General features: G+C 41.1%; 29 protein-coding genes. 8 read left to right on the top strand and 21 right to left on the bottom strand.

The annotated features are described in order from the left end of the window. Positions 1-29: 29 nt before the first annotated feature. The 10 genes from L4D20_RS06455 to L4D20_RS06410 all read right to left on the bottom strand — a co-directional run bounded on the left by L4D20_RS06455 (position 30) and on the right by L4D20_RS06410 (position 6509). Entirely contained in the window at positions 30-578 is a 549-nt protein-coding gene (locus L4D20_RS06455; RefSeq protein WP_428800713.1) for a GNAT family N-acetyltransferase, read from the bottom strand. Between the two features lie 426 nt (positions 579-1004). Beyond that, positions 1005-1454, bottom strand: coding sequence for a hypothetical protein (locus L4D20_RS06450; protein ID WP_428800712.1), 450 nt, complete (start codon positions 1452-1454; stop codon positions 1005-1007). Between the two features lie 96 nt (positions 1455-1550). Further along, positions 1551-2396, bottom strand: a complete 846-nt coding sequence (locus L4D20_RS06445; protein WP_428800711.1) for a DUF2971 domain-containing protein — start codon at positions 2394-2396, stop codon at positions 1551-1553. A 449-nt stretch (positions 2397-2845) separates the two neighbouring features. Further along, on the bottom strand, positions 2846-3319 hold the full coding sequence (locus L4D20_RS06440; protein ID WP_428800710.1) for a GNAT family N-acetyltransferase: 474 nt from the start codon (positions 3317-3319) through the stop codon (positions 2846-2848). Between the two features lie 125 nt (positions 3320-3444). Next, positions 3445-3834: an HIT family protein gene (locus L4D20_RS06435; RefSeq protein WP_428800709.1), complete on the bottom strand. Its 390-nt coding sequence runs from the start codon at positions 3832-3834 to the stop codon at positions 3445-3447. 137 nt (positions 3835-3971) lie between these two features. Further along, on the bottom strand, positions 3972-4508 hold the full coding sequence (locus L4D20_RS06430) for a GNAT family N-acetyltransferase (protein WP_428800708.1): 537 nt from the start codon (positions 4506-4508) through the stop codon (positions 3972-3974). A 147-nt stretch (positions 4509-4655) separates the two neighbouring features. Next, complete coding sequence (locus tag L4D20_RS06425) at positions 4656-5132, bottom strand: GNAT family N-acetyltransferase (RefSeq protein WP_428800707.1); 477 nt, start codon at positions 5130-5132, stop codon at positions 4656-4658. Between the two features lie 110 nt (positions 5133-5242). Continuing rightward, a complete protein-coding gene (locus tag L4D20_RS06420) occupies positions 5243-5998 on the bottom strand; it encodes a hypothetical protein (protein ID WP_428800706.1) in 756 nt (251 codons plus the stop codon). After that, positions 5991-6245, bottom strand: coding sequence for a hypothetical protein (locus L4D20_RS06415; protein WP_428800705.1), 255 nt, complete (start codon positions 6243-6245; stop codon positions 5991-5993). The genes L4D20_RS06420 and L4D20_RS06415 overlap by 8 nt, the downstream gene beginning before the upstream one ends. A 9-nt stretch (positions 6246-6254) precedes the next feature. Continuing rightward, a complete protein-coding gene (locus L4D20_RS06410) occupies positions 6255-6509 on the bottom strand; it encodes a hypothetical protein (protein WP_428800704.1) in 255 nt (84 codons plus the stop codon). 254 nt (positions 6510-6763) lie between these two features. Here L4D20_RS06410 and L4D20_RS06405 point away from each other — a divergent pair, with 254 nt between their 5' ends. The 3 genes from L4D20_RS06405 to L4D20_RS06395 all read left to right on the top strand — a co-directional run bounded on the left by L4D20_RS06405 (position 6764) and on the right by L4D20_RS06395 (position 9289). Beyond that, entirely contained in the window at positions 6764-7735 is a 972-nt protein-coding gene (locus tag L4D20_RS06405; protein ID WP_428800703.1) for an integron integrase, read from the top strand. Between the two features lie 97 nt (positions 7736-7832). After that, the gene (locus L4D20_RS06400; protein WP_428800702.1) at positions 7833-8813 is read left to right on the top strand and encodes a Gfo/Idh/MocA family protein; all 981 of its coding nucleotides are present in this window, start codon (positions 7833-7835) and stop codon (positions 8811-8813) included. A 77-nt stretch (positions 8814-8890) separates the two neighbouring features. Further along, complete coding sequence (locus tag L4D20_RS06395; RefSeq protein WP_428800701.1) at positions 8891-9289, top strand: OsmC family protein; 399 nt, start codon at positions 8891-8893, stop codon at positions 9287-9289. Positions 9290-9387: 98 nt separating this feature from the next. Here L4D20_RS06395 and L4D20_RS06390 read toward each other — a convergent pair whose 3' ends face one another. The 3 genes from L4D20_RS06390 to L4D20_RS06380 all read right to left on the bottom strand — a co-directional run bounded on the left by L4D20_RS06390 (position 9388) and on the right by L4D20_RS06380 (position 13181). Then, positions 9388-10908, bottom strand: a complete 1521-nt coding sequence (locus L4D20_RS06390) for a DUF1254 domain-containing protein (RefSeq protein ID WP_428800700.1) — start codon at positions 10906-10908, stop codon at positions 9388-9390. Between the two features lie 165 nt (positions 10909-11073). Continuing rightward, positions 11074-11913, bottom strand: a complete 840-nt coding sequence (gene fghA / locus L4D20_RS06385) for an S-formylglutathione hydrolase (protein WP_428800699.1) — start codon at positions 11911-11913, stop codon at positions 11074-11076. A gap of 119 nt (positions 11914-12032) precedes the next feature. Further along, entirely contained in the window at positions 12033-13181 is a 1149-nt protein-coding gene (locus L4D20_RS06380; RefSeq protein ID WP_428800698.1) for an S-(hydroxymethyl)glutathione dehydrogenase/class III alcohol dehydrogenase, read from the bottom strand. A 207-nt stretch (positions 13182-13388) separates the two neighbouring features. Between L4D20_RS06380 and L4D20_RS06375 the strand changes: the two genes are divergently transcribed. Further along, complete coding sequence (locus L4D20_RS06375) at positions 13389-14261, top strand: LysR family transcriptional regulator (protein WP_428800697.1); 873 nt, start codon at positions 13389-13391, stop codon at positions 14259-14261. Here the strand turns inward: L4D20_RS06375 and L4D20_RS06370 are convergent, their stop codons facing one another. Next, a complete protein-coding gene (locus L4D20_RS06370) occupies positions 14262-14846 on the bottom strand; it encodes a LysE family translocator (RefSeq protein ID WP_428800696.1) in 585 nt (194 codons plus the stop codon). 115 nt (positions 14847-14961) lie between these two features. Here L4D20_RS06370 and L4D20_RS06365 point away from each other — a divergent pair, with 115 nt between their 5' ends. Together L4D20_RS06365 and L4D20_RS06360 are read left to right on the top strand one after the other, a co-directional pair. Continuing rightward, positions 14962-15402: an Lrp/AsnC family transcriptional regulator gene (locus tag L4D20_RS06365; protein WP_428800695.1), complete on the top strand. Its 441-nt coding sequence runs from the start codon at positions 14962-14964 to the stop codon at positions 15400-15402. A 177-nt stretch (positions 15403-15579) separates the two neighbouring features. Further along, complete coding sequence (locus L4D20_RS06360; protein ID WP_428800694.1) at positions 15580-16863, top strand: CHASE3 domain-containing protein; 1284 nt, start codon at positions 15580-15582, stop codon at positions 16861-16863. A gap of 47 nt (positions 16864-16910) precedes the next feature. Here the strand turns inward: L4D20_RS06360 and pepE are convergent, their stop codons facing one another. The 3 genes from pepE to L4D20_RS06345 form a co-directional block, all read right to left on the bottom strand. Continuing rightward, a complete protein-coding gene (gene pepE, locus L4D20_RS06355) occupies positions 16911-17642 on the bottom strand; it encodes a dipeptidase PepE (RefSeq protein WP_428800693.1) in 732 nt (243 codons plus the stop codon). A gap of 203 nt (positions 17643-17845) precedes the next feature. Next, complete coding sequence (gene dcuC, locus L4D20_RS06350) at positions 17846-19207, bottom strand: C4-dicarboxylate transporter DcuC (RefSeq protein WP_428800692.1); 1362 nt, start codon at positions 19205-19207, stop codon at positions 17846-17848. A gap of 127 nt (positions 19208-19334) precedes the next feature. Then, positions 19335-20192 (bottom strand): MurR/RpiR family transcriptional regulator, encoded by an 858-nt coding sequence (locus L4D20_RS06345; protein WP_428800691.1) that lies wholly within the window; start codon positions 20190-20192, stop codon positions 19335-19337. A gap of 343 nt (positions 20193-20535) precedes the next feature. Here L4D20_RS06345 and L4D20_RS06340 point away from each other — a divergent pair, with 343 nt between their 5' ends. Further along, positions 20536-21165, top strand: a complete 630-nt coding sequence (locus L4D20_RS06340) for a putative adhesin (protein ID WP_428800690.1) — start codon at positions 20536-20538, stop codon at positions 21163-21165. A 92-nt stretch (positions 21166-21257) separates the two neighbouring features. Here L4D20_RS06340 and L4D20_RS06335 read toward each other — a convergent pair whose 3' ends face one another. Continuing rightward, on the bottom strand, positions 21258-21956 hold the full coding sequence (locus tag L4D20_RS06335) for a type 1 glutamine amidotransferase domain-containing protein (protein WP_428800689.1): 699 nt from the start codon (positions 21954-21956) through the stop codon (positions 21258-21260). Positions 21957-21958: 2 nt separating this feature from the next. Beyond that, positions 21959-22621, bottom strand: a complete 663-nt coding sequence (locus L4D20_RS06330) for an NAD(P)H-binding protein (RefSeq protein ID WP_428800688.1) — start codon at positions 22619-22621, stop codon at positions 21959-21961. Positions 22622-22783: 162 nt separating this feature from the next. Here L4D20_RS06330 and L4D20_RS06325 point away from each other — a divergent pair, with 162 nt between their 5' ends. After that, entirely contained in the window at positions 22784-23704 is a 921-nt protein-coding gene (locus L4D20_RS06325) for a LysR family transcriptional regulator (RefSeq protein WP_428800687.1), read from the top strand. A 47-nt stretch (positions 23705-23751) separates the two neighbouring features. Here the strand turns inward: L4D20_RS06325 and L4D20_RS06320 are convergent, their stop codons facing one another. Together L4D20_RS06320 and L4D20_RS06315 are read right to left on the bottom strand one after the other, a co-directional pair. Next, positions 23752-24294, bottom strand: coding sequence for a hypothetical protein (locus tag L4D20_RS06320; RefSeq protein WP_428800686.1), 543 nt, complete (start codon positions 24292-24294; stop codon positions 23752-23754). Continuing rightward, positions 24291-25322, bottom strand: a complete 1032-nt coding sequence (locus L4D20_RS06315; RefSeq protein ID WP_428800685.1) for a YHYH protein — start codon at positions 25320-25322, stop codon at positions 24291-24293. Before L4D20_RS06315 ends, L4D20_RS06320 begins: the two co-directional genes overlap by 4 nt. Between the last annotated feature and the right edge of the window lies 1 nt (position 25323).

Here is a 25323-nt window from a genome sequence, read left to right as displayed (position 1 = left end):
AGCGTTGGGAATCCGTCTTAAATGCTTTGTTATGTGTGGGCTGACTGATACACGTTATTTTCTATTGAAGCCCCTGCAAACTTAAACGTTAGAAGCCCTATTCGACTTAACCCCAGATGCTCATAAAATCCATTGGATTCATTTTCAACCCAAGTGTAAAGCCAGTATTTATTACCCAACTGATTTTCGACTTCATTCAAGAGCTTTCGACCTAACCCTTTCCCTTTGAAAGTGTTATCGACATAAAGTTTTTCGACTTCAAAGCCATTACTAGGCGTTTGATAATGCGATTCAAGATTAACCATTACATAGCCTTGAATAACTTCCTGCTCTTCAATTACAAATACACGATATTTAATCGTATCCAATATTTCTAAGAAGTAGGTTACAGTGAAAGTAGACAATACATACTCAGCGTATTCAGTTTTGATACCTTCTCTAGCATATGTGTCTAGCCAGACTTTAATGGACAATGCCGCTAATTTTACGCAATCGTCTTTTGTCGCTTCCCTAACCATTTCCCCTCCAAACACATAACGCTTTAATAAGTGGCTGTAACCACAGACTTTACCAAGCATATTAGACTCCAAGCCGAAAATGCCCAGCGTTGATAAGTCCACTTAATTAATTTGTTAGTCGGTGGCTTTGCCATTGAATGCCGATTATTGGCACAAGCTTTTGTTATTAAAACCCATGAGCGACATTTGTAGAACTTACATGGGGTAGGGCTTTACATTTGACTCGGCCAAATGAAGCGCCCCAACTTGAAAGTTAAAACCATGCGATCCAGTAGCGCTAAAAAACGTAGCCAGTAAAACGATAGGGCGACGATTACGGAACTAACCTTAACCCAAAAACTTTCAAAGCATTAAACGACTAACGCCGCATTAAAGTGTGAGCAACGCTACCACCTAACCTAAGCCATTGCACCGTAAACACAAAACCCAACCTTGAACTGAAAATGCCAAGCGTTGGGAATCACTCTTAAATGCTTTGTTATGTGTTTACTTCCAGCGCAAAGGGTCACTTTTAAAGCTCTCATTTTCTAGTCGGTTGAGATATGAAAATGAAGCTTTATCTTGAACCTCAGTCCAAACCGAAAGGAAAGCGCTCTTGACTAAGTTCTCTTGTATTCCGTCACACCAATCCACCCAACGGTCATCGCTAATTCTGCCTTTAGCGCGCAAATAAACTTGCTGGTTACAGAGATCCAAATAATTGAAAATTACTTCCCTTGTATCACTGTTTACCTCTGTGCAACGATCAATTAAGACGTCAACGGGGATTTCCTTAGCTAACTCTCGATATTGCTGATCAATACTATCTTCAAAAGCAGTTTCAGCAATTCGACGCGAGAGTCGAGTTTGAAACGCACTGACTCCGAGACTGATAGCTGCAATTACAGCAGCAATAGCAGTTGCAACGTCAGAAATGTCATTTAACTCTATGCTCATTTTATCTCCAAAACACATAACGCCTTGTTAACGCGAGAAAAACAGTGTGCCATTCTGGTGAGCGTAGCGTAACCGGCACGCGTTTTGAATCGCTGTTTAACAATTTGTTAGGTATTCGCTATTTGGAATAATATTAACTTTTTCTAAAGACACATCATGTTCGTATACATCACAATCTATAGTGTTCTCATTTAAAGCATTAAGAATCTTAAGTTTGCTTTCTGGCTTTACTCTAGGGCCAAGGTATATTGTTTTGATAGCATCCTTAGGAATGTCAATTAGATAGATTTTATTACCAAAGTCGTCATATACAGGCCTGTTTCTTTGATTTACTACAGGCTTGATACCAATTAGGTTTAAAGTTAACCGGACTTCTTGTTCATACTTCCATTCTTTAGACTTTACCCCTACAAGTTTAGATCGGCTATGCGCCAAGCTTGCATCAAATACTGGTAAAGCTTGTTCGTATTCGACAACTATTGGATCAGTTACTAAACCATAGGGATCTTTTTTATGGAAGAATTCGTGCTCTGAATCGAACTCAATAACAAAACCACTTCCTGAATCCGCATAATGTGACCACATTAAAGGGTTCTTTTTGGTTTGAGATAATGACAATATTCCTAAAAGCTTATCACACAACTCCGACAGCTCTTTAGTCATAAGAGATTTACTTATAAGCCTTTCTCTATGGCTGTGTAACTCCTCCAAAGTTTTGTCGTAATTGGGCTTTCCTTTTTGCTGTTCATCTACACTTAATGTAGCCCACCAAGTATTTAACTTTTGTATACCATCATTAAAGCTTGGCTCGATAATGCTTGATACATCGAACGAATGTAGCATTTCGTAAGGGTCATTTAGAGAACTTAATTGAGTAAAACGTATCTTAAGATTCTCTAGAACATCTATTCGTTCAACGGGTAAATACTTATAAAGTTTCATAGATCTCTTATACCTAACGCTTTAATAAGTGGCTGTAACCACTGACTTTGCCGAGCCTATCAGACTTCAAGCCGAGAGTGCCCAGCGTTGATAAGTCCACTTAATTAACTTGTTAGTCGGTGGCTTTGCCATTGAATGCTGATTATTAACACAAGCTTTTGTTATTAAAAACAGTGGACGACATTTGTAGAACTTACTAAGGGCAATAACTTTCCACTTAACTCGGCCAAACGAAGCGCCCTAAATTGAACATTAACATCATGCGATCCAGTAGCGCCCAAAAACCTTGCCAGTAAAACAATACGGCGAAAGCTACTGAATCAACTTTAACCTTAAAACCTTTCAAAGCATTAAACGACTAACGCCTCGTTAAGCGGCGTGAAATAGTTGGCTAAACTGTGCGAGGAACGAGCGCGAGCCAACTGTTACACGTCCGTTTAAACGACTTGTTAGGCTATAGATTTAGACAATATTCTTGTTTGTGTACGAAAGCCCAACTTTTCATAAAATTGCTTTGCACGTTCATTAAACTCTACAACCTCTAGTTTAATTTCTTTAAACCCTTGCTCTTTTGCCCAACTTTCAATTTTAGAAAAAAGTAATTTACCTATGCCTGTGTTTTGCTTTTCTTTTGAAACCACAATTGTATTAATACGGCACGCTTGTTGTTTCTCTAAGAATGGCACAACAGGTAAAGCTGTAATCGTTGCTAAAAGAAAGCCATGAATCGTATTATCGAGCTCAGCAACTAAAGTAACAGTGTCCTTGCTAACAATCCTATCTTCCCAAAAGTCATTCTCATACCCCGCTCCTCTGGGCTTTGAGAATAAGCAAGGCTCGTAAGTATGATGTAATTCATTAATTTGATTGGTAAGCAAACACACTTCTACCAAATCATCTTTTGTTGCTTCCCTGATCAGCATACTTTCCTCTACTTTAAAAGTGAATTCATTAAGAGCCTAACGCTAAACTAACCCGCACGAAACCTTGGCATATACTTTTGCGAAGCAAAAATGCCAAGCGTTAAAGTGTCGGGTTTAGTGCCTTGTTATAAGCCTGCTAACGAATTACGGAGCTTTTCGATAGTTTGAACCCCAATCTCACTGCACGTCCAACCAAATTTGTCATCCTGATATCTCGGAAAGATATGAAGGTGATAATGGTCGAGCTCATTACATTGCCCATTATTTTGGATAAATGAAATACCTACTGGATTAAATTTCGCTACCAATCGTAAGTACAGATCTTTAGCCACTGTTTGGATTTCATTATGCACAGGCTCGGGTAACTCAATAAATGACTCATAGGGTGAAGTTGGGCAGATCAGAATGTGTCCAAAGTTGATAGGGTCATGGTCAGCGAACGCTATAACAGACTTCGATTCATAAACAATAACAGCCTCGATTTCACGCGATACGATTTGTTCTACTATTGTCATTCGTTTACCTCTTTGGCTTATAACGCCTTGTTAACTAGTGACAAAACAATGCCACCATACCTAATATGACCACCTTAATCACAAAACCTGACCATTACAAAAGTGCCAAGCGTTTTGGAATCCAGTTGAACAATTTGTTATATGCCCGACCACTCATGTGCAAGCACCGACATTTGAACTTTATCTACAAAAGTACCATTTCGGAAACCTGATTGTCTTTTGATACCTTCATGTTGGTAACCAGATTTTTCATAGGTTTTAATTGCTGATGGATTGGAAGCGAAAGCGGTTAGCTCTATACGGTGTAAACCCAAGCAATTAATATCATAATTTGTTATTAACTTGGTTACTTCTGTGCCAACACCTTTGCGCCAATATTCTCTATCGCCAATTAGAATAAAGTACTCGCCACTGCGGTTTAGTTGACTTATTGAAGCTATACCCGCATACCCAATAAGCATGTTAGTTTGAGTGCAACAAATGCCAAAAGACACTGTTTTAGGAGAATCATTGATAGAAGAAAGCCATTTTGAAATATCACTTTTGGATTGAGGGTAAGCATAGGAAGACAAGCTGAATTGTGTGACTTCTCTATCGCTAGCCCAAGTATGGAACTCTTCAGTATCGGTTACTTCTAAAGACCTAAGTTTTATTTGATGTGATTCCAACAACATAATTATGTTTCTCTGAATTGAAATGGCATATAACGCCTTGTTAACTAGTGACAAAACAATGCCACTAAACCTAATATGACCACCTTAACCACAAAAGCTGACCGATACAAAATTGCCAAGCGTTTTGGAATCCAGTTGAACAATTTGTTATAAAGCAATTTCCATCTGAAATAGTGGCCAAGTTTCACCGTTGAATTGCTTGTACTTTGGATCTTTGTCGACAGTGTAAAAGCCTAAAGACTGATAGCAGTTATAAGCAGCTAGGTTCTCGGCAAATACAGCCAAGGTCACTAATGTATAAGTATTTCTTTGTTTTATTTCGTTTAGTGAAAGTTGAACGAGTTTTTTGCCTATACCTTTACCACGGTATTGAGGTGAGATAGCTACTCTACATAATCGGATTTCAGTTTCATTGGTTTTTTGAAGTTCAATAAATCCCAGTACATTCTCATTGTCGACCAAGGCATAAAACTCCAGATTCTGATGCTGTGAACGCTCGACTAGATCAGACGGCTGTAATGGCCATGAAAATACACCTCCACCCCATAGGAGTGATTCTTTATGAGTTGGAAACCAATGGCAGATCTCGTCCGCAAATGAATTGCTAAATCTCTTTAAATACACCGTAGCTCCCCATGCTTTATAACGCTTTGCTAAGCGGCAATAAAATAGTTGGCTAAAATTAGCGAGGAACGAGCAAAAGCCAACTGTTTTTTGTCCGTTTAAGCAACTTGTTAACTGCCGATTAATGCTGGAGGGTTTAGTAAAAATACAATTACAAATACAGCTATTGCACCAGTTGCTTTAATTGAGAACTTCTGAAATCGAGATTCAACATTTAAAAGACCCGGAATAATTGCAGCAATAGCGGCTAGCGAAATTGCAAATACGCCTCTAAAAATAAAGAACTGGGTTGTTGTAGGATTGGGAATAAAAACAACCGCAACAAGTATTAATAAAGAAAATATAACGCCAACAATTAGACCTGTAACAAGTTGCCACTTAGGGGTTTCTTTCAAATCATTTGCTCCTTCAAATTTAAATCCTGATACTGGTAGAGAGTTATCTATAAATAAACCATTGAGTTGCTGCCATTGTTGTTTAGGAAGATACTCTTTAGTCATTCTTTGCATATTTGCGTATGCACTTGCCGTAGGACTTTCTAAGGCACCTTTGAAAGTATCTGAATGGCTTTGAAGAAAAGTCACATGTACTACAAAAGCACTTAATACGCTGTGACATGTCTCAGCAAAGCCTGTAACCCACTTTCCATTAGCATGAGCACCAAGTAAACCACTATTACCAACAAAGTTTTCTATGAAATTAAAATATTTTGCACCAAGCTGCTGACAAATTAGAAGCTCTTGAATAGTAGGCTCTCCCTCACCATTCTGCTTACGGAGAACGATAGGGGTAAGATGCTCCATATAGCTCTTTTTAAGTTTTTCGATCTCAGATTCGGCAGTAAGAACTGATTGTTCATTAGTCATCACTTGAATCTACTTTGGTAGCAAGAACAAGTAATGTTGTTAGGTCTGAGTTATCAACTCCCTCTAAAATCATTGATTCAAACGAACCAACTACATCAAAGACGATATTACCTATATTTGCTTTATTTGGCTCGCCATTAAAAGCCCTAAGACGTTTTGCTATTTCGCTTAATTCAGCAGTTGAAGGTGACCAATCCGTGATCAATAAGGCTGCTTCAAGTTCTTTCTTTAATATGTTTAAACTCATTAAATATTCCTAATTTTTTGTTGCTAACTGTAATAATGTAATCAAATCTGATGTATCAGCGCCTTTGTAACCATAGCTACCTGCACTTGGACAATGCCTCTTTACAATTTCAGCCCAATCATTCCCAGTAGGAGTTATTCCTCTAGCAACGAGCGCTTTAATATCACGTTTTATTGACTCTAATTGACTAGCACTTGGGTCATTAGGTGCGGTACCAAATTTAAGTTTTAATTTATGCCCTAACTCTTGATCATACGTATTCATACATACTCCATTTGAAATGCCAAACTCGGAAGGCAGTTAACGCTTTATAGACGGATTAATTCCGTATAGTAATCCACGCTACCGCCTTCTAATTATTTAGAATCTAACCATGGTAATCCAGATAGTTATGTAAATCAGTGTACTACGAATTATTAAACTGGTTACTTATCACAAAATACGGAATCTTTCCGTATAACAGAATTAATCCTCGCTACTGTTTGTGCTGTATAAATAAACAGTGCGTAAGGATTGCAATGAAATCACCATTTTTGAGTTATATTCGGGAATACATGGCGTCACGTCACTATGCTAAAAGAACGATCGAAGCATATGTCTATTGGATCTTTCAATTCATTATTTACAACGGTAAGAAGCATCCTAAAGAATTGGGTGTTTCTGAGGTTGAAGCGTTTCTATCTCACCTTATTACCGAGCGAAACATGGCGGCTCGCACACAGTGCTTAGCATTGAATGCTTTGGTGTTTTTGTATAAGCATATCCTAGCTTCCCCTATTGATGTGGATATCCGCTTTCGAAAGTCAGCTAAAGGAAAGAAGCTACCTACAGTATTAACTCAAAGTGAAGTGAGTCGGCTGCTTGCTAATGTCAGTCCCACACATTTATTACCGCTACAGCTGATGTACGGATCGGGGTTGCGTTTGATGGAGTGTTTAAGATTACGCTTTCAAGATATTGATTTTGAATACTCTGCTCTGCGTATCTGGAGGGCAAAAGGAAATAAAAATCGTATTGTGACGTTGGCTAGAGAATTAATACCGTCACTTAGTCACCAACAAGAGCAAGTGAAGCAAATATGGAAGCAAGACCAAATGCAGCATGATTACTCAGGCGTTTGGTTGCCTGATGCCATGGATCGAAAGTACCCTAATGCCAATAACGACCTTAACTGGCAGTATTTGTTTCCTTCCATTAGGCGTTCAGTCGATCCTGTTTCATCGCTTTGTCGTCGTCATCACATCAATGAAACAAGTGTTCAAAAGGCCGTTAAACTCGCAGCTAAAACGGCAAATATTGAAAAGAACGTTTCATGCCACACATTACGCCATTCATTTGCAACCCACTTACTAGAAAATGGTGCAGATATCAGAACCGTACAAGAACAACTTGGTCATACTGATGTGAAAACAACGCAGATCTATACTCATGTCATTGATAGAGGTGCAAGTGGCGTCAAAAGCCCGTTATCTCAGCTGTTTAATCAATAACTCCACTCGCAACAAAATAAATCATGTTGAATTCCTTGAACTCGCTTGAGCTTACACCGTATTCTTTGTGCTCACTCTATTAAAAGGTAAACCACTCATGATTCGACTTGCAGTAATAGGAACAAACTGGATTACCGATCAATTTATTGAAGCCGCATTACAGACTGGTCTATATGAACTTTCAGGCGTGTATTCTCGAAGCCTTGAAAGTGCTCAAAGATTTTCTGAAAAATATGCGTCGCCTAAGTTGTTTACCGATTTTGAAGCACTGGCAGAATCAACGTTAATTGATGTGGTCTATATTGCGAGCCCGAACTCTTATCATGCACCTCAAACTAAGCAGTTGTTGAAATCCGGTAAACACGTGATATGTGAGAAGCCGTTGGCATCCAATTATGTGCTGGCTCAGGAGTTGTACCAAACAGCACGCGAAAATGGAGTGGTATTGTTTGAAGCGTTTATGACACCGCATCTGCCTAATTTCCATGTATTGGAGAGGCAACTAACGCAGATTGGCGCTTTGAGAAAGGCCACTATTAGTTACTGCCAATTCTCTTCTCGCTATCCGAAGTACCTCAATGGTGAAAATCCAAATACGTTTAATCCAGAATTCTCGAACGGCTCCATTATGGATATTGGTTACTACTGTGTGGGAGCAGTTATTGCCCTGTTCGGCGAACCTGTCTCGATTAACGCCCAAGCGCACCTGCTTGAATCTGGCGTTGATGGCAATGGCAGCGTGATATTTCAATATGATGGGTTTGATGTCGTGATCAGTCACTCTAAAATCAGTGATTCATATTTGCCGAGTGAGTTCCAAGGTGAAGAGGCGGCATTACAGGTGGATATGATCTCTCTTTGCAATCGGGTGACTAAATTGACGAGAGGGGGGGACAAACAAGACTTGAGTGTAGAGCAAGTGCCAAATCGAATGTTTTATGAGGCGGCCGCCTTTGCGAAACAACATGAAGAAAAGGCGATGGATGAACGTGGGGTAAGTCGTTCGCTCTTGGTTTCAAAAGCGTTAACTGAAATACGTAGACAAACGGGCGTCGTTTTTCCAACTGATGCAGAGTAGGAGAGTGTTTAAACTTGTTGAGCTGTACTAATACCTGTTATCTTTCGCACTAAGATTTGTAGTAGTGAGACGTAAAGATGCAAGCTGAAGTAAAGTGGATAGAAGATTTTAAATTCCTTGGCCAATCACAATCGGGTCATTCAATTGTGATGGATGGTAACGGCGGCGCGACAGCACCAAGCCCAATGGAAATGGTATTAATGGCTGCGGGTGGTTGTAGCTCTGTTGATGTGATTGACGGGTTAAAGGAAGCGGGCCAGAAGGTGACGGGTTGTGTGGCTAAGTTGACCACCGAGCGTCGTGAAACTGCACCGCGTATTTTTACTCAAGTGAATGTTCACTTTGAAGTGTCTGGTGAATCTTTAGACGCTGAAACTGTTGCTAAAGTCGCGGCTGACTCACTAGAAAAATATTGCTCGGTTTGTTTAATGCTTGGTGAAGGTATTGAAATGACGCACAGCTGGGAAATCGTTTAAATCCGCTTATAGCGTTTATAGAGCCAGTACGATATATAAAAAAGGGTTCACCTCTTTAATTTAAAGAGGTGAACCCTTTTGATTTTCTACGCTGTTAGCTATTTCACCAGTTCAATATCACCCGGTTGCCATGACTTGTCATACCAAGCTTCTTGCGGCCCATAGAGGCGAAGAATGGTAAACCAACCTTTACCTGGTACAGTTTCTATCCAATTCGTCTCTTTCCCTTTTGGTGCTTTAGGGCCAAAGTAAAGATCAACAGAACCGTCGCTATTTTCAATAAAGTCATCACGCTTGTTGTTCTTGCTCGGGAAAGGTTGGCTCGTTTGTAGCTCTGAACGAGTTTGTGGATCATACGCTACAATAGACCAGAAGTTTTTCGCTGGCACATTCGCTGGAATATTCAGTTTGTATGTTTTCCCACCATCTAAAAATTGTCCATCTTTAGATTGGTCAGACAGGGCGTACTGTGAACCTTTATCAATCAACTTCAATGCCATTGCTGGCGTGTTAACCGTTGCGATATAGAAGAAGTAAGTACGCGCATCTAAATTGCGTCCGCCTTTACCTTCATCAATCAACCACTGGTAGTCGCCACCAATAAAGGCTGTTTTCCAACGCTTATTGTCGTATTTGTATGCGGCCTTATCTCTCGGGTGGAAATAGAGGCTACGTGCGGTCGCGTTACCAATCGCCACACCATCTTTCAGTATCTTTTGCATGCGAGCATCAGGCTCAAAAGGTTTATCTTTTTGTATTCCAATACTCGTCATTAAACCGCGTAGTTCAGGGTCAATAAAGCTCACAGGCTCTTTGTCGAGAACCGGTTTGATCTCGTCATAGAAATGCTCATTGTTGGCGTGAACAGTGTTGAATGATTTACCACTTCCGGAAATAAACTCCATTTTTGGCTGCTTAGATTTACTCGCTAGTGGGTAGATCTTAAGTTGTGATTTGAAATCGTTAACCGCAGAGTCCGGCTTGCCGTCTTTTAAAAAGCCACGCGCAATAAACCAGTTGGTGTAGCTGGTGGAGGTGGAAACAAAGTACCCTTCAGGAACCTCTCCTTTGTAATTTGGTGGTAAAACAAGGTATTTACCGCCTTTACCTTTATCAGGGCCGACGACGCCTAAATCAGTTACAAAGCGAAAGAACGCGTCGTTTACTGTTGTTGGCCCCATGCCCGGTGGCACTTCAATTACCGTAGGGCCGTCGCGTTCTAAATCAAGAAAGGCCGAAGCGTAAACGGTGTCGGTATTACCCGTTAAAAAGAGCGGGTTAGAGTCCATCAGCTTATCAAATAGGACAACCTGATTAGAGTGGGTGACGCCGAGTTCTTCATGTCCAATTCTTATTGCTTCAATGGACGCCATAGGAATTGCATTTAGAAACACTTCAGTTGCTCTTAATGTGTCTAAGTTATCGTAGAGCTTTTGGGTTGTGTCGGTAGTTGGTACACCATCTTTAAATTCTAAGGTTCCGAGGCTCGTTTCTACCGTATCTGGTGTCATGATGCTCGTTGGAATATCTGTATTGTAGTTTTGTGTCGCAGCAAATGAGTAGCCACTGAAGAGGATAGTTGACGCTATGGCCAACGCTTTTAATCGAGTTTTCATCATAAGTGCTCCTAAAGGTATTTCGATACTTCTGACTGTATCTTACTTTAAGCAACAATTTTGATATCGGCTAGGCTCATAATTAAGCAGTGGGATGTGTATCTTATTGAATATTAATAGCCACACTTTTATGTTCGGGGTAAAAGCATGGCATATTGAATGCATTAACTAGACATTAAGGTGTTTGGCGTGAAAGCTTAGGTGCTCGCCAATAAAGCTAGAGATGAAGAAATAGCTGTGATCGTAACCAGGCTGCATTCTTAACTCTAAAGGCGATTGATGCTTTTTGGCGGCTTCAATCAATAACTCTGGCTTTAGCTGCTCGGCTAAAAAGTTATCGGCGTCACCTTGATCGACCAAAATTGGCAAAGGTGATTGAGCGCCACTAAGCAATTCAGTTGCATCGTACTGCTTCCATTCATCTCTATTCATTCCCAAATAGGCATTGAACGCTTTTTGTCCCCAAGGGCAAGAAGTAGGGTGGCTAATTGGGCTAAAAGCGGAAATAGAACGGTACTGCTCTGGGTTTTTAAGCCCAATAGTCAAAGCGCCATGACCACCCATGCTGTGGCCCGAGATAGACTTCACACTGCTCACAGGGAATGTGTTTTCAATAAGCTCAGGAAGCTCTTTCGTCACGTAGTCATACATATGGTAATGCGAAGCCCAAGGCAGTTGCGTGGCATTAAGATAAAACCCCGCACCTTTGCCTAAGTCGTAGCCATCATCATCGGCAACATCGTCACCACGAGGGCTCGTATCTGGCGCAACAATTGCGATACCCAGCTCTGCGGCCTTTTGAAATGCCCCTGCTTTCTGCATGAAGTTTTCATCGGTACAAGTTAGCCCTGACAACCAATAAAGTACTGGCACGGGTGCCGATTTAGTCGCGTTAGGCGGCAGGAAAATAGCAAATCGCATTGAGCAATTTAGCGCTGTTGATTCATGGGTAAACTGCTTGTGCCAACCACCTGCAACTTTGGCTTGGCTGATGTTTTCAATTGTCATAACGGTTCCATCGATCAGAAGGGTTTGAGTGTCATAAACGGGAAGTGTGAACAATAAAAACGCCTTGTCTTTCTTCTTACTACAAAGAGAGCAAAGGCGTTTAATTAGGTTAGTTCAGTTTACTTATCCATATGTAGAACAGTACGGATAGATTCACCTTTGTGCATTAGCTCAAACGCTTCGTTTACATCTTGCAAGCCCATAGTGTGGGTGATGAACTCTTGTAAGCCGAATTCACCTGCCATGTAACGGTTAACGATTTCTGGAAGCTCAGAGCGGCCTTTAACACCACCGAAAGCAGAACCACGCCATACACGACCAGTCACTAGTTGGAATGGACGAGTTGAGATCTCTTGGCCAGCACCAGCAACACCAATGATGACAGATTCGCCCCAACCTTTATGGCAACACTCAAGTGCTTGACGCATAACGTTCACGTTACCAATACACTCGAAAGAGTACTCAACACCGCCGTCTGTCATATCAACAATGACTTCTTGGATTGGCTTGTCGAATTTTTGAGGGTTGATGCAGTGAGTTGCGCCAAGTTGTTTAGCTAGCTCAAATTTGCTCTCGTTAATATCAACACCGATGATGATCTTAGCGCCAGCCATACGAGCACCGATGATTGCTGACAGACCGATACCGCCAAGACCGAATACAGCAACGTTATCGCCTTCTTCAACTTTTGCAGTATTAAGTACAGCGCCCATGCCCGTTGTTACGCCACAACCAAGAAGACATACTTCTTCAAGAGGTGCTTCTTTAGATACTTTTGCTAATGAAATTTCTGGAAGTACCGTGTACTCAGAGAACGTAGAACAACCCATGTAGTGGAAGATTGTCTCACCGTTGATAGAGAAGCGGCTTGTACCATCTGGCATTAGGCCTTTACCTTGCGTTTCACGAACCGCTTGGCATAAGTTGGTTTTTCCTGACTTACAGAATTTACACTCACCACACTCTGCGGTGTAAAGTGGAATCACGTGGTCGCCGATCTCAACGCTAGTCACGCCTTCACCGATCATTTCAACGATGCCGCCACCTTCGTGACCTAAGATAGAAGGGAAGATACCTTCAGGATCGTCACCCGATAGCGTGAATGCATCAGTGTGACAAACACCAGTAGCGACGATACGAACTAATACTTCACCTGCTTTTGGAAGTTGTACATCCACTTCTTCCATCTTAAGAGGTTCGCCAGCCGCCCAAGCGACCATAGCTTTTGATTTAATTGAAGTTTGACCCGGTTTGATTTCAAGCGTCATTTGATGTTCCTTTTGTGTAGTGTTTTGGCGGCGACTCATTTTGCTGAGAATAAAGCTTAGTAAAGCTTTTTGTAATCCGCTCTCTTGTTTTGTTGGACTCATTATATATATTTCTCATTTGATGATAATCCGGTTAAAATGAAAATGATTTTTACGTATTTGTAATAATTGAAGTAACTTGTAATAAAAAATAAATAGGGGGGCGATATGGCGAATTGGGAAGGGGTCAGCGAGTTTGTTGCTGTGTCAGAAACAAATAGCTTCACTGGAGCGGCGAAAAAGCTAAACACATCAGTGGCTCAAATCAGTCGTCGAGTCTCAGCCCTTGAAGATCGTCTTGCGGTTAAACTACTGCATAGAACGACACGCAAAGTAACGTTGTCGGAAGCGGGGCAGCTATATTTCCAACAGTGTAAGCATTTGGTAGAAGGGTTAGAACTTGCCGAGATCGCTGTAACACAAATGCAAAGCTCACCAAAAGGGCTATTAAAAATTACAGCGCCTGTGACTTATGGCGAAACTCACCTTGCTCCACTTCTGCATCTGTTTTTAGAACAGTATCCACAGGTGGATCTTGATCTTCATTTAACGAATCAAAAGTTGGATTTGATTGAACAAGGTGTCGATGTCGCAATCCGTTTAGGTCGATTAGAAGACTCAAGCTTAATTGCCAAACGATTATCGTCACGCCAACTCTATGTTTGCGCAAGCCCGACTTACTTAGAACGTAGTGGGGAGCCGCACACGTTATCAGAGCTCAATCATCACAGTTGCTTGATTGGTTCATTTGAACACTGGCGTTTCAAAGATCAAGGTAAAGAGAGATCGGTAAGAGTAACAGGCAGAATAAAATGCAACAGCGGCTTATCGCTTCTTGATGCGGCTAAGCGAGATTTGGGTTTGGTTCAGCTGCCTGATTATTACGTCAATGATGCCTTGTCGTGCGGTGAGTTGGTGGAAGTGCTCAGTGATTATAGAGACGACAAAGAAGGTATTTGGGCGGTGTATCCTCAGAATAGGAACCTTTCGCCCAAAGTACGTTTGTTAATTGATTTTCTTAGTGAACACTTGGGCTCGTGATTAAATCATCGGAACAGTAGATGCGATAAGCAGAACGGCCATTGAAACGTTGAAACTGCGAATACGTATTGGCGTTGTTAGCCAGTGCTGAAGTTTTTGCCCAGCAAATGTCCAGAAGCTGACTGAAGGAATATTAGCGAGGGTGAAGGCGATGGCAATAATCCCCAATTCAAACCAAGCACCCCCACTGCTAAACAGTGTCACTGCACTTAATGCCATAGACCAACCTTTTGGGTTTACCCATTGAAAACTGGCTGCGCCTATAAAGGTGAGAGGTTTAAAGTCTTCAACTTCTTTAGCTCGCCCACTCATTGCGATCTTGGCTGCTAGGTAGACCAGATAAGCCAAACTTACGTATTTCAAAATCTGGTGGCTGATGGGATAAGCATTAAATATCCCTATTAAGCCTACGCCAACCAGTATCACCATAAAAGCGAAACCTAAGGCGATACCCAGCATGTGCGGAATGGTACGAGCGAATCCAACGTTTGCGCCCGATGTCATCAACATGATGTTGTTTGGCCCAGGGGTAAAAGTTGATACAAAGGCAAAAAGTAGTAGAGCCCCAAGCTGTTCTAATTCCATTAAATTACTCCGTTTTAATTCTTGTTCATTTGTTAAACACAATGTTAAGTAGAATTGGGCGCAATTTTGTGTTTTTATTGAGTGATATTGAATTTATTGAGCAATAAAGTAGCGTATGGACAAGTTTGACGAAAGAATATTGCAAGAGCTAAAAAGTGACGGGCGAATCTCCAATGTTGATCTATCCGATCGTGTGGGTTTATCGCCTTCAGCAACGCTACGCCGAGTACAAGAACTAGAGCGGACTGAAGTGATCAAAGGGTATCGTGCGATACTAAATGGAGAGCCATTAGGAATCGGCTTTATCGCGTATGTTTCGATCGGCTTAGCGAGTCATGGAAAAAAAGCGCAACTTGAGTTTGAAGAGCATGTAAGGTTTGTCGATGAAGTGGTGGAATGTCATAACATCACCGGAGCAAATGAGTACTTACTACGCGTAGAGACCAACTCATTATCTAGTTATAAACGAATTCACTCAGATGTACTGGGTGAGTGTAAACATGTGAAATCAATCTCGACTATGGTGGTTATGGGATCACCTAAAGATGAGCGATAGCTAAAGCTTTACGAGCCATATTCCTTTTCTCAACTCAATTAAGTCGGAAAAGCAATCTATTCAATCTACTATGCACTTCTAGAGTGACTCTACTAAGCTAAAGGTTCATAAGGGAATATGGTAGGTTGCATTACCCGTTTCTCGTTTTATCATCAAACGTTAGAGCTCTAATTGCCCATGAGTGTACGGTTAAAGCTAACAATCATATTATTTATTCTGTTTGCTGCATCAATCGGCAACTCCATTCTGTTTTATTTCCTTGAGTCCCACAGTGACGATAGAGTTCGTTGGGTCAATCATACCAATAGTGTTATTTACCATTCTCAGTTGCTTCTTAGTGCAATGAAAGATGCAGAGACTGGCCAGCGTGGATTCCTCTTAACGATAAATCCAGAGTACCTAGAGCCTTATCATGTTGGTCGAATAGAAGCCTTGGGGGAGGTACATCGCCTGAAAAAATTGACATCTAATAACCCCGAGCAGAAAGAGAGAATTGATGAAGTAACAAATCATATTACTTTGAAATTTGATGAGTTAGCCGAAACAATTAAGCGTGCAGATGAAGGGAATATCGCCGATGCGATAAATATGGTCCGTCAAAATAACGGAAAAATTCACATGGGGAAAATACGTTTAATCATGGCAGAATTCGTTCAATTTGAAGAGTCTTTGCTAGAGGAAAGAAGAAAGCGCCTAGATGAATTAGATGGGTATATAAAACTTATTCAGGTTATCGAAATTGTATTCTTTACCTTATTTTCGATTATCACTTATGTTTTTGTCCATGACCGTCTATTTGCTCCTTTGAAAGTGCTGCTAGCGAATACTGAGAAAATGAAAAAAGGAGAGATGTTAAGCATCTCAGACCATGTCCCAAAAGATGAAATGGGTGTATTACTATCCAGTTTCTATTCCATGAGTTCGCAAGTCCATGAACGTGCAGAGCGATTACATTATGAGTCAATTCACGATGGGTTAACGGGCTTAAAAGACAGAAAGACATTGGATAATGAAATTCTCGAAGAAGTGGCACACTCAAGAGTCACAGAATCAAAATTGGCCCTGTTTTACATTGATTTAAATAAGTTCAAACCCATAAATGATGAATATGGCCACGAAGTAGGAGACGTTGTTCTGATAGAAGTTGGAAGGCGCTTAACGTCAGCAGTTCGCTCGAATGACTCGGTATTTAGAGTGGGTGGTGATGAGTTTGTGATTCTTGTTAAGCAGATTAATATGGAATCGGAAATTGAGTTGGTCGTCCAAAAAATCATATCAGCCTTTGAACCTAAGTTTGTTGCGAAAGATTTACTGCTTGATATCACCCTCAGTATTGGCGTTTCAATCTCCCCAGATCATAGCCATGATGGGCAAAGCCTTATTCACTATGCCGATGTCGCAATGTTTGAAGCTAAGAAAGCTAATGGGTGTGATTACGTCATTTATACTCCACCCGCATAAAAGGTGGTCCCAAGACCACCTTTTTGCATTTCTTTAACCTCGTAAGATCAACATCCGTGATTCAAGTATTCAGTCAAATCACTGCCGGAATTATATGATTCCGTTGGTTGTTCGTGTGAAAATACCTTCATCACGCGGTTCTCTGCAGCATGGTATGAGAGTTGGTCATCTTCCAATTTAAGAAGAGAGCCTTCAGGAATAGCGACAACGAATTCGCTTGGGTTCATAATCAAGAACTCTTGAATACGTTCATCTCTTGTTTCCCCCATGTGACCAGAAACACTCGCTTCAATATAGTGAGGGTTAATTTGGAATGGGATGACATTGAGTGCTGGCAAGATAGCAGCGGTCACAATAGGCATGTCGTTAGTTGTTCTAATTGTCGGTGAGGCGATATTGGTACCCGCACTCCAGCCGATATAAAGTTTATTCTCTTTCAAAATAGCGTTACGAATTGGACGTACGAGTCCAAGATCATGAAGCATTTTATTCAGTACCCAAGTATTACCGCCACTGACTACGATGCCATCATATTCAGCAATGGCAGCAACAGGATCTTTACAGGTATGTATGCCGGTAACTTCACAGCCAAACTGCCCTAAACTTTCGTTAAGAAGTTGAGTGCGTTCGTCGTAATCTCCTCGAATCATCGCGTATGGAATAAACAGAATTCTTTTGGCTTCTGTTTTTTCAATCATCGGCTTTATCCAAGGGTAGCCGAACTCGAGAAGATTCGTATTTCCAGCGATTTTTCCGTTACTTAATAGCAGTACGTTCATAGTTATATAGCCTTAATTATTCGACGTCTTGGGTAGTTAGTTGAAAGTAAAAACCATCAGTTACTTATAATTAGTAGGGTTGGAAGCTTAGGTTCGTTTAGGACCTTAAGGTTTTCATCCAACCCTAACACTTTCTATTAATGTGTTGTTTTGTGAAATTTAAGTTTTTGTAATTTCAGCTTTTTGATAGTGCTATTCATTCTTTAAAGCACAATTTGAGAGCAAATAAGTACCGTTACTAAACCGCCTAACATTGGAATAGCGGTACGCTTAGCAAGCTCTATCGGTGATACATTTGCCACGCCAGCACAGGCAATAACCACGCCTGCTACAGGAGAGGCAGAACGCATTAGACCCGAAGCTAACTGCATTGGAAGCGCAACTGTTGCGGCGGCGGTGCCGACTTGAGCTGCAACGTCCGGTGCTAGATTTGAGAAACTAAAGAACGAAGCATTACCTGAACCAGAAAGAAGGGTAACGATAGCAATGATGGAAACCAATACAAGCACCATCGCAATGTAGCCAAATCCAGCATTTGCCGCGCTGTCGAGTAACAGGTCGATAAAACCAATCGTAGACAGACCCGAAACAAAGGTTTGAGCAGCGATGATCAAACTCACAACACTAGCGAACACCGCGCCCATACCTTCCAAATATACTTTTAGTGAAGCACTGACTTTTTTTGCATCTCGAGTATAAATATAGTCACAGACCATACCGACAAATAGGGCGATAAACATTGCTGTTACAACGTTCATTTTGACGCTAGTAATGGCAAATTTACTGAATGTTAGCAGTAGCGCTAAGGGTAGCACGGGCAGAATTGCGAACCATTTGGGTGCTTCACGATGCTCTTTACTTTTAAGGCTAAATTCGTGAGTAACGCCATTCTCTTCATCTTTTTTATCAAAGTGCTTTTGACAAACAAAATGCAGCACAGCAATGACAATCATGGCGATGATAGAAACGACTAATTGATAGCTAACAAAGTAGGTGGCTACATCGATACCAGAGACTTCTGCTGCTTTATTTACCGCTGATGATGCAGGCCCTAAATCTAAACAACCTGTTGTCGCTACAACGGCAGCGGCTGCCGCTGGATTACATCCAACACCCACCAAAACAGGGTACATTGCAACAAGCAGTAATAGTGCTAGTCCTGTGGCGCTAGGGATAAAGACATTGATTAGCTGTCCAATAATATAGGCAAGTGCAAGCACGACATATGGATTTTTGATTTTTGACAGTGGCTTAGTCGCTATTTGTACCATCGCATTCGCAGCGCCAATGTGGCTCATATAACGAGAGAAGCCCCCAACGGCCATGATGATAAGACCCAGCTTGGAGAGGGTAGAAGATGAGAGGACGGTTATCACCTCAAAGAAATCAACGATAACAGAGCCTGTTGGTTTACCCCCGTTAGGTATGAAGTCGGTAGCCCCGTCCATCACGCCCAAAGCGATCATCATTAAGCCTGCTAAAAATAAAACCGCTTGTGTATTGTATTTCTTTACAACAAAGTATCCGACGGAAAAAATAATCGGTAGTGCTAAAAAAGTAACCATATTTCTACCCTTATAAATATATTGTGGAATTAATTGGTTTTATTTAAGCGAGTTTGTTCCGCCCAAATAAATTAGGTGTTTATTAAATGGTGAATATCGCTAGTTGATAGCTAGCCTTAAGTAATTATTAAACGTTATTTTTAAAGATACTAAATTCTTTAAATAGTCCTTCCATTTTGTCGAAACGATGTTTGTCATTTGAACGGTTAGACATACTTTTAATTAATAATTCGATGATAGAGAACCCTGCGGCACGATTATTAAATATTGCACTGCTTTCACTGGCGGCTCGAATTTGTATATCGCTGTATGACACGAAGGGATTCACTTCTTGATCGGTGATGACGACAGTTTTCCCACCCACGTTGCTAAACCATCGAACGACTTTTACCGAGGTCGTTGAAAAACGATGATACGAAAGTGCAAGAAGAGTGTCTTTATCTGTGACGTCGGCAAGCTGGTGTGGAAGTGTTGATGAATCGGCTTTTAATAGTACAACATCTTTTCTTAAGTAGCGGGCTAGCAGGTAAAAGTAATTGGCTAAAGCTTCTGCTGACGCACTACCTATGACGTAGAGTTTTCCGCTGTCATTGAGTAAGTGTGTCGTCGCCTGTTCTAGCTTAGTGTCATTTAAATCACGATAGGTTTCTTCTATATTATCAAGAAGCTCTTTTTTGTGCTCTTCGATTAAACATGAAAGAGAGCTTGATGTAGATTTATTATTGCATCGGTCGATAGGAATGCTGAGATCTAGAATGAGATCATCGGTTACTGCTTTTTTGAAGTCGAGAAAACCATTAAAACCCAACCGTTGTAAGAAACGCCCTAATGTGGCTTTTCCAATACCGATTTGGCTGCATAAATCATTAATTTTGGCAAAAGGTAACATTTCAAACTGACAAGTAAAGTACTCGACAATCTGCTTTTCAGATTCGGTTAAAGCATCAATAGTATTAACTGATTTTATAAACTCTTGCCTATTCATGTAATGACTCCTTCCTCTGTTCTTGAAAAGAATTGTCTCCTCATCAATAGGTGGGAACAAGGGAAACATTTTTTCCCATAATCAAAGTGTGATCTAACGAATTTTAAATGATTAATTCCTCAATAGGATATGAATATCAAGAGGTTAATGGGTCGCGCATACAATATGGGCCTTGACCTGGCGCAATAAAATGAGTGTAAGTATGATTGCATATCACAGTTTTCAAATGCAACAGCGTGATAGTCCGAGGTGAATGATAAATCCAACATATAATTACTAATCAATGGATTAGTGAATTTACTTGTAGCGGTAGTTTCACATGGGACAGTTAAGGATAATCGATATGCCAATGAAGGTGCCTAAAGGGGCAATTTTTGCAAAACACGAAATAGGGGGCCATTTGTACTTGTGGTCCAAAAATAAAGGGAAAGCGACGTCAACTCATCTTATTATTAGCGCTCACGGGAGAACCTCCAGTAAAAAGCCTGTTAAATTGAAATATGGGCAAAACTTTTCATTTTATTGTGAGCATGGCTTTACCCAAGGCGGTTCCATGGATATTCGAAAGCTCGCCTCAGGTTATGTCGAGCCACGACAAGTAATTAGTAATTCTGCCCTGAGCCATGACTATGTTTTGTCAAAATATCAAGCTTCTGATGAAGCGGAAACCTATGCATATATTGCTAAAGGAATGCATGATTTAGAGTCCTATTATCGAGATGTGCTGAAGTTAGATGATACTACTGTTCAAAGCTTTTTAATGCAGCACAATGGCAGTGTGCAAATGGATGTGTTGACGATTCGAAATCGCTCTTGCGGTACGCCACCTACATTTTATGAAACAGTAAAAGCAGTTCAGGATGCAGGATTAAAATACGATCATATTCATTGTTCGTTCTGTCGAGGCTTTGAGAATGGCACTAACTCTGGCCAACAGAACCCGATTCCGCGTGGTTCATCTATTTTTGGTTAATGCATACTGAATAACGTTAAGGCGATCTTGATGGTCGCCTTTGTTTTGCTTAATGGTTACAACATCACAGATGTAACGATTTAAGGGTAGCGTTATCTATTTTCGTGAAGCATCTCTAATGCCTTTTGCACTGTTTGAACTGTTGAGTTCGGATTTTGCCCTGTGATAAGTTTTCCATCAACTACAGAATGCCCAGCTAGAGGAAATAGCGCTTTACTGAAACTCATACCGCGACTTCTTAGCACTTTTTCTAGGTTATAAGGGACGAAGCTCTTGGCACCTGCAATGGTTTCGTCAAAGTAAGGAAATCCGGTTCCTTTTTTACCTTTGATTAGATAATCACCGTTGCTAAGCTTTACGTTTTGTAAGGCTGCTACGCCATGGCAAACGGCTGAAACAACCTTACCCGCTTCAAACATTTTGCTTATAATCGTTTGAAGTTCTTTATTGTCGACTAAGTCCCACATTGCACCATGGCCGCCAGCAACATAGACGATATCGTATAGTTTCCAATCGATCTCAGAGAGGGACTTTGAATATGCCAATTGAGACATAAAGGCTGAATCTTGGTAGCGTGACTTTGTTGCTTTATCCAAGACAAAAAAACCTAAGCTACGTTTATCAATGGGTATTTCTCCCCCCTTGGGGCTTACAACATCAATGTGATAGCCCGCTTGCTCAAACTCATCATAGAAGTGAGTCAACTCCGATAGCCATAACCCTGTCGGATCGATATTTTCTTTCTTAACGTGTGAATGATTCGTAGCGATCACTAGTGCATTTTTTATCATTATTAACTCCAACCGATCATTTCTGTTTTAGTCGTGAATGGGTCAGGACGTTCAATCGCATCTAACATCCAAGTGGCCACGTCTCGTTTTGAAATTTGAGAGCCCATAGTAAAGCGGTTAACCAATGATGCTGACTTGTTTTGTTGTTTATCTACAAGCCCGACTGGACGCACGGCTAGGCTATCTATATTACTTTTAGCAAGTATTTGTTCCATATTATCGAAGTCATTGAACGTGATCTGTACGTTACTGTTACGAATAATCAGCCTCATCAGTGGGCTGACTTTATTAATGCTATTCCCGACACCTGCGGCGCTGACAACAACGATACGATTGACCTGATGTTTCTTCATTGAATCAACGATATTTTTTCCGCTGCTTTGCGCTAAGTTGGATGGCGATACAACTTTTGACCAAGGGTTTGCCGGACTTTTTCTTTTGATACCTAGGCACGAAATTACTGCATCTTGGCCTTTCATTGCGTTATCAAGCGCATCTTTATCCAGTACTTCCCCCCGTAATACTTCAACACCTTCTGGTGCGTTATATCGTGTCTCAGGGCGAATCAAGACTCTTACTTGAAATCCACGCTCTTGAGCAATCTTAACGGCCCACTTTCCACAGCCTCCAGACCCGCCCAGTATCAGTAATTTTTTGTTTTCCATGGAAGGTTACCTCTCTATAATTCAGTTCAATTACGAATCTCGTTAAAGAGACAATACAGGGTGAACTTGGACCGAAATAGATGACAAGGGGCAAATCAGTTTTGTCTTTCTGACAATAAAGAGTTAGTTTGGAGCAGGTTTTATAAGGATATTGTGATTATTGTGGATAAATTGAGAGCATTACGCTATTTCAAACAGGTTTCTGAGGTCAATAGTTTTAGTCTAGCGGCACTAGAGTTTGATGTTCCTGCTTCATCAATTTCACGTCGAATCAAAGATCTTGAAAATGACCTTGGCGTGGAGTTAATAAAGCGATCAACGCGCCATGTCAGCACAACAGAACTAGGCAGCGTTTATTATAATTTGATTTCAGATGCCCTAAAAAAAATTGATGATGCAGACGAGCTTATCTCGCAGAGAATGGATGCCATGGAAGGAAAGCTAAGAATTAGTTCTACCACAAGTTATGGTGAGAAGGTTCTTTCCCCCATTTTGCAAAAATTCCGTAAAAAGTACCCTTTGATTACTCTCGACTTAGATTTTTCTGATGAAAAGGTCGTCTTTGGCCAAGATGCCGTGGACATAGCGATACGGGCAGGGCACGCACCTGAAGAGCGAGTGATCGCAAAACGGATCTCTAGTGCTGAATTTAAATTAGTTGCGAGCCCAGCGTTAGTTAGCAGCTTAACTGAGCGTTATGGCCGTTCGGTGCTAAATATTAAAGATCTAGAAAAGTGCCCGACATTGCAATATAGAGGTAACCACGGAGATCTGTTGTGGTGGGCGTTAAGGGATGAAGTTTGGGAGAAAGTCGACATCACCCCGCTTATGCGTTGCAATAGTGCCGAAACATTGATGAATGCGGCTTTACGAGATGAAGGGTTAGCTCTTTATCCGACTTGGTGGATTAAGGACTATTTAGCGTCTGGGGAGTTGGTGGAAGTGCCTACTGAGCGCCCTATATCGAGTACAAGGGGTGTTAACCTAGATATATATATTTTGTATCAGCAAGCGAAATATCAGATTCCCAAAGTTAAACAGTGTGTCGACTTCATCTTAGAGCAATTAAAAGAAGCTGATTGAGCGTATCACCCCAGAGAAAAAGAGAAAAAGAGTACTCCATCTCTGTTTTACTCAAGGGACAAAGACACGGTACTCCCCTGAGCGAGATTTCTGTAAATTGGTCTTGTGACTGACAGGTGTACATCTCCTAGAGACTGAGCAAACGTTGTTTCAATGAGACTTGGATTTTGGAGCGTATGAGATGCTGAAAATCGAAATTCTAAAAGGTGATCAGAAAGGGGATTTGAATCTGATTTGATCGTGGCTAGTTCAACCGTATAGCCATCAAGGCGAATGGTTGTTTCAGTTAAGATGACCGACATTAACTTGCCTGCTAAGTCAGTTGAAGAGAGGTCATCTTCTAGAAGTAGCACTGAATTTAATCCCGTTAACCAAGCTTGATGGTCTTGAAGTTGAGTAAGCCATAAGTCTCGATTGATATAGAGTCTAAGTTCAACTTGCCCATCTCGAAGAGTAATTTGGGCAGATGTTTGCTTTAAAGTGTGTGAAAAAGCGGGATTGGAAAAGAAGACTCCCGCCATGGTAAAGAGCACAGTGATGAAAAGCTGGATGTTTCGTGTTATTTGATTTTTTTCGAGTAATCGTTTCATCGGCAATACGTTCCAGACTCAACCTTGCCATTATTACTAATGGTTTTTTGCTCAAAATCGTAGCAGTTATCTTTGCTAGAGGATGGCTTGTATCGGGAATAATACTCCACCCCTTGATAGATATAGGTCATAGAGCGAGTACCGTCTTCCAACTCAATATGCTTCAGGTTCTTCACTCCGTCTTTAGGTGGTTTTAAATCAGATCGAGCGTTCGCCCCTCTCAAAGGTGCCACTCTTGGCAGGATACCAGTGTCGACTTCACCGACGAGACATTGAAATATATACGGAGGCTTTTCCGAAGTGTGGTAACGATAGCCGTAGGTTGCGTCGGCTTGCCCGTTACATACATCTAGATCACCACTAGAAACGACAGAACCATCAGGGTTGTTGTCAGTATAAAGTGGAAAGCCATCATAACCCCAACCAATAATAGAGGCATCATGATAGCTATCCATAACATTGATCATACAAGTTGGTTTAGCATGATAGTGATAGTCGTCACCACGCCCTGCATGGCCGCCACATTGGTCGAGTTGGCCAAGTAAAATAGTGTCTTTACTTGGGTTATAGCGTCCGATATCGAGTTCTCCCTGAGAGGAGTAGTCGTAGATAGGAACACCGTTTACAGCAATTCCTAATGAGGCGTCAATGGTCGTTTTATCGCTTGCTATCTTGGGTGTTAATTTGATCGGCGCAATATAACCCAAAGCAGGTACTGGGATCTGTTCGTTAGTTCCAGTTATACCTGTCATTACTTGATGTTCGGGATAAGTATCTGACTGGATGTAGGCGTAATTTTTGTCACATATAATGGCGACATTACTAAATCCTGCATCGAGAATAGATGCTTTAATTCGAGAGCATTCAAGGCTTTCAGTATGGCTACTAGGTAGTGTGATTGCTTGGTTTTGTTTACCCCCCCTTGGTGGAGGCTTCTTTCCTCTAGAATCATTCTTAGCAAAAACAGAGTTAGTCGATAAGCCAAATAATGCTACCAAGATGATAAGAAGTACAAATGAGGTCTTCATT

The organism is Vibrio kyushuensis (assembly GCF_050337325.1).
Classification (GTDB): Bacteria; Pseudomonadota; Gammaproteobacteria; order Enterobacterales; family Vibrionaceae; genus Vibrio; species Vibrio kyushuensis.
This window is presented reverse-complemented; position numbering and strand designations above follow the sequence as displayed.